The following is a 12,695-nucleotide window of genomic DNA, read 5'->3' as shown; positions in this document are numbered from 1 at the left end:
GCGTCTTTTTTTGTCAATGTGTTGATTAGAGTGGTCTAGCTTATGGATGATATGGCTTATGGTTGCATTAACCGTGTCACGACACCTTCAAGCTTCTGTTCAAAGTTCGCTGTATGGAAGCTATTTTCTGCGAGGCTCTGAAAGTAGTTTTGCATTTGATTGACGATTTCTGTTTCTTTTCGATTGATAGATTGACCTTCAGGCGTACTCAAGAACTTGATATAAGCCTGCACTTCTTCCTCAGTATAGACGGTTTGCATAATGTCTTTGATTTTGAGCTTCACTTGAGGCTGAGTCATGATCTGCTTCGTGGTATCAAAAAGCAATTGAGCGATCTCTTGTGATGCAATGAGTTGCTGTGCATCAAGTTGATCACTGCCTGTTATTCTCAAAATAATACTTTCAGATTCTGCTTCAAAATGAGGGTGTAATTCAGCCAAAGTGCTTTGAATGACAACATCTACTTCTGAAAGCTGTAGTAGATGTTCTACAGAGCTTGCTTTTGCAGGAGTGGCAATTGCCGTAGGTGTAATGAATACACTTGTGAGTAATAAGACAAAATTTAGAGGCTTAATTCCCAGCATGACCTGTTCCTTCTTCGAGATTCAAAAGCAATAGCTATGAATTCCAACATAGCATAATGTGATCAAAGTACAATTATTTTCTAGAGATGTGACCTAAATAAGCTGATAAGCGGTAATTTCATCCATTAATCTCATTTTTATGCTGTTTTTTATCCGTTCTCGTAACTTAACATTTTTGGATTCGTTGTCATTTGAGCATCTAAGGAGAATAAAAAAGCACAACCGAAGTCGTGCTTTATGACGTTCCAAATGGCTTGAACTAATTAGTTCGCTGCATCCACCACTGGTATTTTTCCAATTTTCGCTTGCCAGATTTTCGGTGCTGTTGCGTGTACCGATGTACCGTTGACATCCACCGCCACAGATACAGGCATATCTTCAACCACAAATTTATAGATGGCTTCCATACCAAGATCAGCAAAGGCAACGACTTCTGCTTCACGAATCGCTTTAGACACGAGATACGCCGCACCGCCAACTGCCATCAAGTAAGTCGCTTGGTTATCTTTGATTGCTTCCACTGCGGTAGGACCACGATCCGCTTTACCAATCATGCCGAACAAACCAGTTGCTTCAAGCACTTGACGAGTAAATTTATCCATACGAGTTGCAGTCGTAGGACCTGCAGGACCGACCACTTCATCACCAACTGGATCAACTGGGCCAACGTAATAGATAAATTTGCCTTTCAGATCGACAGGAAGTTCTTCACCTTTATTGAGCATATCGACCATGCGTTTGTGCGCTGCATCACGACCTGTATAAATCGTACCATTGAGCAATAAGGTATCACCCGGTTGCCACGCATTCATTTCTTCTTGGGTAATGGTATCCAAGTTGACACGTTTCGACGTTGAGGTATCCCAAGTCACTTCAGGATAGTCTTCAAGTTTTGGCGCTTGGATATGTGCAGGGCCAGAACCATCCAAAGTGAAATGTGCATGACGAGTCGCTGCACAGTTTGGAATCATACCGACTGGTTTGCCTGCGGCATGACATGGATAATCTTTGATTTTAATGTCGAGTACAGTGGTCAATCCACCAAGACCTTGTGCACCGATACCGAGTGCGTTTACTTTTTCAAAGATTTCAATACGAAGTTCTTCGATGTTGTTTTGTGGACCACGGCGCAGTAGCTCGTCCATGTTGATTTCTTCCATCAACGATTCTTTGGCGAGCATCATAGCTTTTTCTGCTGTGCCGCCGATACCAATACCGAGCATACCCGGCGGACACCAACCTGCGCCCATTGTTGGGACAGTTTTCAACACCCAATCGACGATTGAGTCAGATGGATTGAGCATTGCGAGTTTTGATTTATTTTCCGAACCGCCACCTTTGGCAGCCACAGTAATATCAACGGTATTGCCTGGGACGAGTTTGTAGTGAATCACCGCAGGCGTATTGTCTTTGGTATTTTTACGACCGAATGCAGGATCAGCCAAAACAGATGCACGAAGTACGTTGCTACTTTCTAAATAACCTTGACGCACGCCTTCATTGACCGCGTCGTCTAGGCTCATAGTCAAGTCAAATTTGACATCCAAACCAACTTCTAAAAAGACATTAACAATACCAGTATCCTGACAGATTGGGCGATGACCTTCTGCGCACATACGAGAGTTAATCAAGATTTGCGCAATCGCATCTTTTGCTGCTTGGTTTTGTTCACGGTCATAAGCACGGCTCATGGCTTGGATAAAATCTTGGGGATGGTAGTAAGAAATAAATTGCAGGGCATCCTTGACCGAAGTGATCAAGTCATCTTGTTTGATAATGGTCGTCATATAAATCTCTTTTGCGGGCAGGTAGCTAGCGCAGGAAATTATACGAGAAATTCACCGCCTTGTGGTGAAAAAATGGGTGAACTGCGCTAAAGGTCGGAGTATATTGGTGAAAATATTCGCTGAATCTGACTGTGTCAGGACAAGTGATAATCATTGACTTAAATAACCAGATAAACCAATAGACAAAACTGTATGAGCGATCAACACCTTGCAAAAAATATCATCGACTTCTACCGTAAATACGGACGAGTGTGGACTGAGCTGCGAGGTGAATATTTGTATGAGCAGTCTTGGTTAGATCGTTTTTGTGAAAAATTGCCAAGCAATGCAAAAGTATTGGATTTAGGATGTGGTTCGGGTGTACCGATTGCACGTTATTTAAGCGAGAAAGGTTGTGAAATCACTGGTGTGGATAGTTCCGAAGTGATGTTGGAAATGGCACAGCAAAATTTTCCGATGGAGAATTATCCGAATCATCGCTGGATTCTTGGCGATATGAGAAATGTTCAGCTCAATGAAAATGCTAATTACAATACGGATTCTATTTTCGATGGTATCTTGGCATGGGATAGTTTTTTTCATCTGACTGCGGATGATCAACGGCAAATGTTTGCACAGTTTCAGCAATTTTCCAAAATCGGCACGATGTTGATGTTTACATCAGGTCCAAGTGATGGCGAAGCAATCGGTGAGATGTTCGACGAAGCCTTATACCATGCTAATCTGTCGCCTGATGAGTATCGTGAATTGTTGGCGCAACACGACTTTCTAGTCCTAGGGATGGTCGCTAACGATGCTGATTGTGCAGGGCATACCGTGTGGTTGGCGCAGAAAATTTAGTCCTAAAAAATAGTTTGTGAGTGATGCTGTGAATAAAATGATGGAAAGCAAAAAATATATCAACGTGATCCAACATCTTGCTTTTGAAGATTTGGGCAGTTTTGGCAAGGTGTTTCAATCACAAGGTTTTGAGATTCGCTACTACCATGCGGGTGTGAATATTCCTGAGTTGGTTTATCAAGATGAAGCAATCTTAGTGGTGTTGGGCGGTCCAATCGGTGTCTATGAAACGGATAATTATCCGTATTTACAGCAAGAGATTGATGGGCTGAAAAACCGTATTCAAAATCAATTACCCACATTAGGCATTTGTTTGGGCGCGCAATTGTTAGTTGCGGCAAGTGGTGCAAAGGTCTATGCAGGGCATGTTAAAGAAATCGGTTGGTCTACTTTACAACTCAGTGAGCAAGGCTTCGCTAGTCCACTGAAACACTTACACGATGTGAATGTATTACACTGGCATGGTGATACTTTTGATTTACCAAAAAGTGCCACGCTTTTGGCAAGTTCTGAGCATTATCCGCATCAAGCCTTTGCGATGGGTAAACATATTTTAGCGATGCAATTTCACCCTGAAGCGGATACAAACCGTTTTGAGCAATGGTTAATTGGGCATTGTAGTGAGCTCAATCACGCCAAAATTGATATTCCAAAACTACGTGCAGATAATCAACGATTTGGTGCGACATTAGCGCAAGCGGGTGAGAAACTGTTAAGGGAGTGGCTTGATGAGATCGGTGCGCTTTTACAGTGATTCAAAATACACAAGTAAAAGCACATCAAATTTCCAATATTTACTTATCTACGTGTGAGATAAATATTGCTCAGTCGATTGATCAGTTGTGGACTCATCGCACTTAAACGGTACATCCATTTGGTCGAAGTGCCGATTGGGTGATGTGTATTTTTAAGCAATGTATGTCCTGTTGCGAGTTTCCACACGGCTTTGGCAATATCATTCGGTTGCAAGTTGACGCCCATATTTTTGATAGATCCTGCATCCATGTCAGTCACCATATCGGTCTGTACAAATAGAGGCATCACATCAAAAACACGAATGCCGTGTTTGCGCCATTCGATATCCAACCCTTCGGTAATACCACGTACAGCAAATTTACTACTTGAATAGGATGCTAAATCTGCTTGTCCGTAGATCGCTGAAGCTGAAGATAGGTTAATCACTCGAGCATTTTTTGCATGTTTGAGGTATGGGAGTGCGGCATGACAGCCGTTCAGCACGCCTTTGACATTGACATCGACTGTACGGTGATGTGCCTCGATTGGCGTATCTTCAAATGCACCAGAATATAAGATCCCTGCATTATTCACCAAAATATCAAGCCCACCGCCATGCTTGACGAAATCAGCCAAAGCATTTTGCCAAGATGAGTAATCAATCACATTGAGCTCACCTGCAAAAGCGCCATCGCCGAGCGATTGAGCTAGGGCTTGTGCTTTTACTTGATCAAGATCATAAATGCCAACAATCCATTTGTTTTGATGGAAAAATGTGGCAATAGCTGCACCTATGCCTTGAGCTGCACCTGAAATAAAAATCCGTTTTGCCATGATATGATGATCCGTCTTGATAATAGTCAATGTCATTGATTGTTAGGATCGTTTTAGCATAGAAGATGATGTGGAAACAATGTCATAATCACAATCTAAGTTGGGCAGAATTGACGTAAAGTAGAATCCCCAAAAGACCAAAAAAAATTAGAGATGGTGTTAGAGAAAAATGCAAGATTTATTAGATTTGATGCAAACACTCAGACAAGAATGTCCGTGGGATCAGAAACAAACGCCTGAAAGTCTGACGAAATATGCCATTGAAGAAGCTTATGAGGTCGATGCTGCTGTTCGCTCAGGGGATGTGGAGCACGTCAAAGAAGAGCTTGGTGATTTACTGTTGCAAGTGGTGTTTCAATCGCAAATGTACGCAGAGCAGGGTGCATTTGATTTTCAAGATGTTGTCGATACATTGAATGAAAAATTGATTCGCCGTCATCCGCATGTCTTTGATCCGAATTTTCAACATTTAGATGAAGCAGGTGTTAATCAGCTTTGGCAACAGATCAAAGCTCAAGAACAACAATTAAAACAAAAATCGTCAACAGCTAAAGCAGTCAGTCGATTGGAGAAAGTGAAAGTTGGCGCAAGTATTGATCAAGCGCAGAAGATTCAACAGTATGCAGCGACATTAAACTTCGATTGGGTAGATGTTGAAGGTGCTTGGCTAAAGCTTGATGAAGAATTACAAGAACTTCGTGAAGCCACAAAAACCAGTGATATTCAGCACATTCAAGAAGAGTTGGGCGATTGTATTTTTGCCTTGATTAATGTCGGTCGCAAGCTTGATCAAAATTGTGATCAGGCTTTACATGGCACGATTGCCAAATTCCGCAAACGCTTTGCCTATATTGAGCAAGCTTTAGCACAGCAAAACCTGACACCAGAGCAATGTGATTTGGCACAGCTTGATCAACTTTGGGATAAAGCCAAAGCACATGAACGTCAGTAAATTCTGCTTAAAAATTATTGTACTGTTATTCGGATTCTGTAGTTTATGTGCAGGGATGGTGCATGCCAAAACCACTCTAAGTTTTGAGCAATGGAAAGCTCGACAAGAGCGGATTGACCAGCGTTTAATGGAACAGCACTTAAAAGAGCAACAATCCCGTTCGACAACGCTTCAAAGTGCGCCACAAAGCTTATTGACCACACCACACCATACAACGACACCGCAAGTTGCAGATTCGACCATCACTCAAATACAGCCACAACGACTTGGTGAGGCAGTGTCGATTAATATCAATCAAGCCACTGCACAAGAAATCACGGCAAAATTGGATGGTATTGGACGCAAAAAAGCCCAAGCCATTGTGCAATATCGAAAGCAACATGGCGATTTTAAAAAAGTGGATGAGTTGATACAGGTCAAGGGCATCGGTGAGAAAACTTTGGCAAAAAATCGTTCCAGAATCCGATTAAAACCTTAAATCAAATATCAGCTTTGTTTAAATTTCAGTAATTCTTAGATAAAGAAATTGCCCTTTAACTTAGATAAAGCTATGATGAAGGCGTATTTTTTGATTTATCTTTTTAGCTAAATTCCAATCTGGAGCCAGCTTCTTTGCAAACTTTGCGTGCCTCTAAATGTGGACTATCCACTTCACAACTCAGCCCTGCCATTTTAGACATTATTGATAACCTTAGCAAAGCGGGATATGACGCTTATATCGTTGGTGGTGGTGTGCGTGATTTGATGCTCGGTGAGCATCCAAAAGACTTCGATGCGGTGACCAATGCGACGCCTGCGCAGATCAAACAAGTATTTGGTCGTCGCTGTCGTATTATTGGTCGTCGTTTTGAATTGGCACATGTGCATTCTGGACGAGAAATGATCGAGGTGGCGACTTTCCGTGCACCACCGAAAAAAGCTGTGACCAGTTCATCAGGCATGATTCTAAGAGATAATAATTGGGGAACGATTGAGCAGGATTTTGCACGTCGAGATTTCACCATTAACTCGATGTACTATCAGCCACGTGACGGTATAGTGCTGGATTTTTGCAATGCTTATAGCGATATTCAAAATAAGAAATTAAAACTACTCGGCGATGCTCGTCAGCGCTTTGAAGAAGATCCTGTGCGTATGCTTCGCACGTTGCGCTTTGCCGCTAAACTTGGTTTTCAGATTGATCAAAGTATTCTCAAAGTGTTTGATGAAGCCTGTGCACAGCAACTGCGTGAAGTGTCGCCACATCGACTCTATGATGAATCACAAAAAATGTTCTCGATGGGACGTTTGGAACAATTGCTCCCATTGTTGATCAAGTTTCATATTTGGCGTCAGATGTTCGCTGATGTAAAACCTGAAATTACCACTTTTATGCAACGTGCGGCGTTCAATACCGATCAGCGTATTCAAATTGGTAAGTCGATTAATCCTGCATTTTTCTATGCGGTATTGCTGTGGGAAGCTTATTTAGAGCGTGCCGATTTTTATCGTGGTCGTGGTGTGATCGAGGCGGAAGCACGTGCGCAAGCAGGTATTGATGTATTGAAACGTCAGGCGTCACGTACCATTATTCCACGTTTTGCGGAAACTTTTATCCGTGAAGTGTGGGAGATGCAATCTCGATTGATCAGACCAAAGCCACAACACATTATGAGCCTGGTAGGACATGCCAAGTTTCGTGCAGGATTTGATTTTCTATTACTACGTGAAGAGTCAGGTGATACTGGGACTCAAGGCATGGGCGAGTGGTGGGAACAATTCCAAGAGCTCAGCAATGATCAAAAAGAAAAAGCCATTGCCAGTTATAAGCGCAACTTCAACCGTCAGCATAAAAAGACCACAGCGGATGAACCTGAAGAATTTGTACCTTTAGTGCTGGAAACGGAGGTGAATCGCCGTGCTGCACGTCGTGCTAAACAGCGTAATGGTGCATCTTCAGCGCCACAAGCTGAGCAAAGTGCGAACAATACAATGCAAAACGGCTCGAGAAACAGTTCAAACAGTGCCAATGATCGTCGTTCAAATGATTTAGGTACGAATCAAAATAGTCATCCGATTACACGTCGTCGCCGTGTACAACGTGATTTATCGCAAGTGGTATTTGGACCAACGCAATGATTGCTTCCGCTCAAGACATTCAGACTGAAGCAGATTGCACACAAGTAGATCACACAGAAGCAGGTCACACCAGTTATATTGGTTTAGGGAGTAATTTGGGGGATCGGCTTGCCTATTTGCGTTTTGCGATCGAAGCTTTATCTAAGATAGGTCAAGTTCGAGTATCTCGACTCTACGCTAGTCCGCCGATGGGACCGCAAGATCAACCAGATTATCTTAATGCAGTGGTTGAATTGGTTACTACATTATCGCCTTTAGATTTGTTAGATCAATTACAATCCATTGAACTCGATGCAGGACGAGTGCGCAAACGACATTGGGGCGAGCGTACACTGGATTTGGATTTGCTGTTATACGATCAAGTTCAGATACAGCATCCGCGATTGAATGTACCACACGTCGGATTAATGGAACGTGATTTTGTGCTGTTACCATTGCTTGATGTGTTGCGACAGGCGACGATTTGCGAAGTTAGATTATCTGATTTGCCATGTGTTCAAAATCCAACAGCACATGCGATTTCTGATTTGCCTAACCAGAATGCGATTCAGAAAGCATGGTTTCATGATCAATTGTTTAAAGTTGCTGAGAAGTACACTTGAGTTGTGTTATTTTCATGATTCCTGACATGTCAAGATAATATTCATGGCATATGATTTTAGATAAGTGATATTTAGAGATACGATTTTTGCGATAGAGGAAGAGCCACATGATTAGTCTGACTGATTTAAGACGTTTTAAAGCAGAAGGTCGCAAGTTCTCATGTTTGACTTGTTATGATGCGAGTTTTGCCAAAGCCTTAGAAGTTGCAGAAGTCGATACGATTTTGATTGGTGATTCGCTCGGCATGACTATTCAGGGGCATGATTCGACGTTACCTGTCAATATTGAAGATATGGTCTACCATACGCAAAATGTTGCTCGTGCCAATTCACATGCTTTTATCATGGCAGATTTGCCGTTTATGAGTTATGCCACGGTCGAAGATGCTTTAATCAACTCACGTAAAGTCATGCAAGTTGGTGCGCATGCGGTGAAGATCGAAGGCGGGGCATGGCTTGCAGATGCGGTACGTAGTCTTACTCGAAATGGCGTGCCTGTTTGTGTGCATTTGGGTCTAACGCCACAGTCGGTAAACGTCTTTGGCGGTTATAAGTTGCAAGCAAAAACACGCTCTGCGGCAGATCAGCTTTTGGAAGATTGTCAGGCAGTTGTTGATGCAGGGGCTGCTTTGCTATTATTAGAATGTGTGCCTGCGGCTTTGGCAAAAGAGGTGGCAGAAAAATTTTCTGTACCAGTGATTGGTATCGGGGCGGGTGTGGATACCGACGGTCAAGTGTTGGTGATCCAAGATATGTTAGGTTTAACCTTTGGTCGAGTGGCACGTTTTGTGCGTAACTTTATGCGCGAGCAATCTGGGGAGAATGCAATCGTTGATGCCATTAAAGCCTACCATCAAGCGGTATTGGATAAGACATTCCCAGCAAAACAACATACTTTCCAAGTTGAGCTTTAGTCGCTTTATCATTTGGATAGTAGATTTTGAACAGTATAAATTGAGTAAAAAATGAAGACTGAAACCACAATACAAAGTTTGAATGCTGCGCTATCTCCTGCAAGATTGGCTCGTAAAACCATTGGCTTTGTGCCGACCATGGGGAATCTGCATCAAGGTCATCTAAACCTTGTCCGTGAGGCGAAAAAGCTGTGTGATGTGGTCGTGGTCAGTATTTTTGTCAATCCAATTCAATTTGGTCCAAATGAAGATTTTGACAATTATCCTCGAACTTTAGAAGCTGATAGTCAGCTTTTGGCGGAAGTGGGTTGTGATGTGCTGTTTGCACCATCAGTTCAGCAGATGTATGGTGATCTACCACGTCGTACAGCAGTGGTGGTGGGTGAAATCACAGAGGTGCTTTGTGGTCGCTCTCGTGCAGGACATTTTGATGGTGTGGCGACAGTCGTCACCAAGCTGTTTCATATTGTGCAACCTGATACGGCATTTTTTGGGCAAAAAGATTGGCAGCAACTGGCAGTGATTCGTCAGATGACACGAGATTTAAGCTTTCCAATTGATATTGTTGGTGTGCCGATCGCTCGTGCAGAAGACGGTCTAGCACTGAGTTCACGCAATGGTTATCTCACTGACTTGCAACGCAAAGTTGCACCGAAAATTTATCAAAGTTTGACGGATGCAGAAAAGGCCTTACGTAAAAAAACACAGTTGGCAGAAGTTTTGGCAAGTATCGAAGCGAATTTAACGAAAGCAGGTTTTGAAATTGACTATGTTGAAGCTTTGACGCCTGACTTAGAGGCTGTGAATGTGTTTGACCGAGATATTGTTTTATTCATTGCAGCCAAACTTGGTAATACACGATTGATTGATAATCTCTTGGTCAAATTTGCTTAAGCTAAACTTTCTGTAAATGAATTGTGCAAAAAACTAACACAGTTTTGAGTTTGGGCTGATATTTTAGCAATGTGAGAAAAATATAAATATCGCAGTACGACAACAGAAACGAGTTATCACACAGATTTTACGATGAAACCATCACGATGAAACCATTGTCATGAAACAGATATTGCTTGTCACAGGTCGTTCGGGTTCAGGAAAAACTTCGACGTTGCAGGTTCTAGAAGATTTAGGCTTTTATACCATTGATAATTTGCCGTTGTCTTTAGTGCCTGAAATTGTGAGTAAACTCAGTACAGATCAAGCAATGGATCAACTGGCACTGGGTTTGGATATTCGTAATTTACAGCCTGAGCAAATCTCAATTGATGAAGTCTTAGATGAGCTACGGAAGCTTGGTACGGTTGAAGTTTTATATTTAACAGCACGTGAGGAAGTTCTCGTTTCTCGTTACGCCTCATCACGGCGTCCACACCCTCTAGCACATCGTTATGAAACATTGACGGAATGTATTCGGGTTGAAGAGGATTTGCTGTACTCAGTTTATCGACGTGCAACGATGACGATAGATACGAGCAATAAAACTGTACATGAACTTCGTCACACCTTGTCCGTGAAACTTGGTCAGGGCGATAAGCTCATTGTTATTTTACAGTCGTTCGGCTTTAAACATGGCGTACCTTTGGATGCAGATTATGTATTTGACTTAAGGCACCTAGTCAATCCTCACTGGGATAATACGCTACGGAGTTATACAGGTTTAGATAAACAGGTGCAGGAATTTTTAGCATCTGATGATACAGTCAATGCCATGTATGATGATATTTATCAATTTTTAGAAAAATGGTTGCCGATTTTTAGCCAAGGGCATCGTCATTTTATCACCGTGTCTTTGGGTTGTACTGGCGGTCAACACCGCTCGGTATATTTTGTTGATAGACTTGCCAAAGCGCTTCAGGCAAAATGGTCGGTTCAGGTATTGCATCGGGAAATGAAGCACTGGTCATGATCGACACGAGTTTAGACGTAATCAATAAATTGGGCTTACATGCACGTGCTTCGGGGAAACTCATTGAGGTCACGAGTAAATATCGCTCCAATATCCAGTTGGGGAAGGGTAAAGAATTGATTGATGCCAAAAATATCATGTCTCTGCTCATGCTTGGTGCAGGCAAAGGCACGACCTTGCGGCTGGTGGTCGATGGTACAGATGAAGAAAAAGCCTGTGAAGAAATCAAAGCACTTTTTGCTGCAAAATTTCACGAGGGCGAATAATCATGGCTAAACGTCAACGCCCTTATACCGAAGGTGATTTTGAAGATTTGCTCGAAGGTCGAGCCAGTAAGTCGGAACAGAAACGCCATGTGCAACGTATGGCAGCACTTGCCGAGCAACTGGCAGAATTGCCGAAAAAACAACTGCAAAAATTGCCTGTTGATGAACGATTAGTCGATGCATTTTTAGAATTGGAAAGTATCAGTTCTTTTGAAGCACGCCGTCGCCAATTTCAACGTATTGGCAAACTGCTCAGAAATGAAGATGAAACCATGCTACTGAGTTTCTTAGTGCCAAAGCAGGGTGCAAAAAAACAAGCACAACTGATGCGTTGGGTTGATCGGATTATTGAACAAGGCGATTCAGCGATTAATGAGTTCTGTAAACAATATAATGCAGCAGAACGCCATACCTTAAGACAGCATGTGCTACGCTATCAACGTGATGCACAGCAAGGTGTCGATGAAGATACCTCAAATAGCTTAAAACAAAATATAATTAACTATGTGCAACAAGTAGCGTTAATTTCTGAGTAAATTTACCAAAGTCGATTTGAATGCTCAATACAGTATAAACCCCGAATCATTTCGGGGTTTATTGTTTTTCAGTGATTCAATTTTTTAAATCATTAGGAGATGGCGCTATTCTCCAAACTCAGCTTGAGCACGCTCCTTCGCCCAATCCCGTAGAATGAATTTTTGCAATTTCCCTGTCGAAGTTTTTGGGATCTCCGTAATCACAATCTCTTTGGGCACTTTAAAACGAGCCAATTCATTGCGACAGTGCGCAAGCAAGTCATCCACACTCACTTCCACGCCTTGCTTTAACTCGATAAAAGCACATGGCACTTCTTGCCATTTTGGATCAGGCTTAGCAACTACAGCTGCCGTCATCACCGCAGGATGACGGTAGAGCACTTCCTCCACCTCAAGCGAGGAGATGTTTTCACCACCTGAGATGATGACATCTTTGGAGCGATCGGTTACTCATCATAAGCCTTCACCATTATGATTCCCTTAAGTGGTTTTTAATCATGTCAATAAAGGTAAAAGTATGTGTGCATTTACTCACTGCGACTTTAGTCGAGAAAAACGAATCAGTTCTTTGATTAGGTTTTAAAAACAATACAACAGATTGATATGGAATTTTTCGAGATC

General features: G+C 42.4%; 14 protein-coding genes and 1 pseudogene. 11 read left to right on the top strand and 4 right to left on the bottom strand.

Annotated elements, in window-relative coordinates:
- Nucleotides 1–56: 56 nt before the first annotated feature.
- Together ACE3PQ_RS04020 and ACE3PQ_RS04015 are read right to left on the bottom strand one after the other, a co-directional pair.
- Nucleotides 57–584, bottom strand: a complete 528-nt coding sequence (locus ACE3PQ_RS04020) for a DUF2059 domain-containing protein (RefSeq protein WP_241570706.1) — start codon at nt 582–584, stop codon at nt 57–59.
- 263 nt (nt 585–847) lie between these two features.
- Nucleotides 848–2,371, bottom strand: coding sequence for a fumarate hydratase (locus ACE3PQ_RS04015; protein WP_374295427.1), 1,524 nt, complete (start codon nt 2,369–2,371; stop codon nt 848–850).
- Between the two features lie 192 nt (nt 2,372–2,563).
- Here ACE3PQ_RS04015 and ACE3PQ_RS04010 point away from each other — a divergent pair, with 192 nt between their 5' ends.
- On the top strand, nt 2,564–3,211 hold the full coding sequence (locus tag ACE3PQ_RS04010) for a trans-aconitate 2-methyltransferase (RefSeq protein WP_374295424.1): 648 nt from the start codon (nt 2,564–2,566) through the stop codon (nt 3,209–3,211).
- Nucleotides 3,212–3,248: 37 nt separating this feature from the next.
- Entirely contained in the window at nt 3,249–3,965 is a 717-nt protein-coding gene (locus ACE3PQ_RS04005; RefSeq protein ID WP_374295479.1) for a glutamine amidotransferase, read from the top strand.
- A gap of 44 nt (nt 3,966–4,009) precedes the next feature.
- Here the strand turns inward: ACE3PQ_RS04005 and ACE3PQ_RS04000 are convergent, their stop codons facing one another.
- Entirely contained in the window at nt 4,010–4,780 is a 771-nt protein-coding gene (locus ACE3PQ_RS04000) for an SDR family oxidoreductase (protein WP_374295422.1), read from the bottom strand.
- 169 nt (nt 4,781–4,949) lie between these two features.
- On the opposite strand from ACE3PQ_RS04000, the gene mazG reads away from it, so the two are divergent.
- From mazG to yjgA, 9 genes are all read left to right on the top strand, one after another.
- Complete coding sequence (mazG, locus tag ACE3PQ_RS03995) at nt 4,950–5,732, top strand: nucleoside triphosphate pyrophosphohydrolase (protein ID WP_374295420.1); 783 nt, start codon at nt 4,950–4,952, stop codon at nt 5,730–5,732.
- The gene (locus ACE3PQ_RS03990) at nt 5,719–6,210 is read left to right on the top strand and encodes a ComEA family DNA-binding protein (RefSeq protein ID WP_374295418.1); all 492 of its coding nucleotides are present in this window, start codon (nt 5,719–5,721) and stop codon (nt 6,208–6,210) included. Before mazG ends, ACE3PQ_RS03990 begins: the two co-directional genes overlap by 14 nt.
- A 134-nt stretch (nt 6,211–6,344) precedes the next feature.
- A complete protein-coding gene (gene pcnB, locus ACE3PQ_RS03985; RefSeq protein WP_374295416.1) occupies nt 6,345–7,850 on the top strand; it encodes a polynucleotide adenylyltransferase PcnB in 1,506 nt (501 codons plus the stop codon).
- Nucleotides 7,847–8,452 (top strand): 2-amino-4-hydroxy-6-hydroxymethyldihydropteridine diphosphokinase, encoded by a 606-nt coding sequence (gene folK / locus ACE3PQ_RS03980; protein WP_374295414.1) that lies wholly within the window; start codon nt 7,847–7,849, stop codon nt 8,450–8,452. Before pcnB ends, folK begins: the two co-directional genes overlap by 4 nt.
- A 107-nt stretch (nt 8,453–8,559) precedes the next feature.
- Nucleotides 8,560–9,366, top strand: coding sequence for a 3-methyl-2-oxobutanoate hydroxymethyltransferase (panB, locus tag ACE3PQ_RS03975; protein ID WP_374295412.1), 807 nt, complete (start codon nt 8,560–8,562; stop codon nt 9,364–9,366).
- Nucleotides 9,367–9,417: 51 nt separating this feature from the next.
- Nucleotides 9,418–10,260: a pantoate--beta-alanine ligase gene (gene panC / locus ACE3PQ_RS03970; RefSeq protein ID WP_374295410.1), complete on the top strand. Its 843-nt coding sequence runs from the start codon at nt 9,418–9,420 to the stop codon at nt 10,258–10,260.
- A gap of 160 nt (nt 10,261–10,420) precedes the next feature.
- Nucleotides 10,421–11,272: an RNase adapter RapZ gene (gene rapZ, locus ACE3PQ_RS03965; RefSeq protein ID WP_374295408.1), complete on the top strand. Its 852-nt coding sequence runs from the start codon at nt 10,421–10,423 to the stop codon at nt 11,270–11,272.
- On the top strand, nt 11,269–11,538 hold the full coding sequence (locus ACE3PQ_RS03960) for an HPr family phosphocarrier protein (RefSeq protein WP_241570695.1): 270 nt from the start codon (nt 11,269–11,271) through the stop codon (nt 11,536–11,538). Before rapZ ends, ACE3PQ_RS03960 begins: the two co-directional genes overlap by 4 nt.
- 2 nt (nt 11,539–11,540) lie before the next feature.
- On the top strand, nt 11,541–12,074 hold the full coding sequence (gene yjgA, locus ACE3PQ_RS03955; protein WP_374295406.1) for a ribosome biogenesis factor YjgA: 534 nt from the start codon (nt 11,541–11,543) through the stop codon (nt 12,072–12,074).
- 105 nt (nt 12,075–12,179) lie between these two features.
- On the opposite strand, the pseudogene ACE3PQ_RS03950 reads toward yjgA, so the two are convergent.
- A pseudogene (locus tag ACE3PQ_RS03950) lies at nt 12,180–12,524 on the bottom strand (acyl-CoA synthetase); the annotation flags it as partial.
- Between the last annotated feature and the right edge of the window lie 171 nt (nt 12,525–12,695).

Source organism: Acinetobacter sp., from assembly GCF_041911495.1.
Classification (GTDB): domain Bacteria; phylum Pseudomonadota; class Gammaproteobacteria; order Pseudomonadales; family Moraxellaceae; genus Acinetobacter.
This window is presented reverse-complemented; position numbering and strand designations above follow the sequence as displayed.

What these genes read in the sequence shown, in the direction of transcription:
- ACE3PQ_RS04010 (WP_374295424.1), top strand. Translation starts at nt 2,564, where the DNA reads ATGAGCGATCAACACCTTGCAAAAAATATCATCGACTTCTACCGTAAA.
- panB (WP_374295412.1), top strand. Translation starts at nt 8,560, where the DNA reads ATGATTAGTCTGACTGATTTAAGACGTTTTAAAGCAGAAGGTCGCAAG.
- ACE3PQ_RS04005 (WP_374295479.1), top strand. Translation starts at nt 3,249, where the DNA reads ATGATGGAAAGCAAAAAATATATCAACGTGATCCAACATCTTGCTTTT.
- rapZ (WP_374295408.1), top strand. Translation starts at nt 10,421, where the DNA reads ATGAAACAGATATTGCTTGTCACAGGTCGTTCGGGTTCAGGAAAAACT.
- panC (WP_374295410.1), top strand. Translation starts at nt 9,418, where the DNA reads ATGAAGACTGAAACCACAATACAAAGTTTGAATGCTGCGCTATCTCCT.
- ACE3PQ_RS04015 (WP_374295427.1), bottom strand. Translation starts at nt 2,371, where the DNA reads ATGACGACCATTATCAAACAAGATGACTTGATCACTTCGGTCAAGGAT.
- ACE3PQ_RS04020 (WP_241570706.1), bottom strand. Translation starts at nt 584, where the DNA reads ATGCTGGGAATTAAGCCTCTAAATTTTGTCTTATTACTCACAAGTGTA.
- mazG (WP_374295420.1), top strand. Translation starts at nt 4,950, where the DNA reads ATGCAAGATTTATTAGATTTGATGCAAACACTCAGACAAGAATGTCCG.
- folK (WP_374295414.1), top strand. Translation starts at nt 7,847, where the DNA reads ATGATTGCTTCCGCTCAAGACATTCAGACTGAAGCAGATTGCACACAA.
- ACE3PQ_RS03960 (WP_241570695.1), top strand. Translation starts at nt 11,269, where the DNA reads ATGATCGACACGAGTTTAGACGTAATCAATAAATTGGGCTTACATGCA.
- ACE3PQ_RS03990 (WP_374295418.1), top strand. Translation starts at nt 5,719, where the DNA reads ATGAACGTCAGTAAATTCTGCTTAAAAATTATTGTACTGTTATTCGGA.
- yjgA (WP_374295406.1), top strand. Translation starts at nt 11,541, where the DNA reads ATGGCTAAACGTCAACGCCCTTATACCGAAGGTGATTTTGAAGATTTG.
- ACE3PQ_RS04000 (WP_374295422.1), bottom strand. Translation starts at nt 4,780, where the DNA reads ATGGCAAAACGGATTTTTATTTCAGGTGCAGCTCAAGGCATAGGTGCA.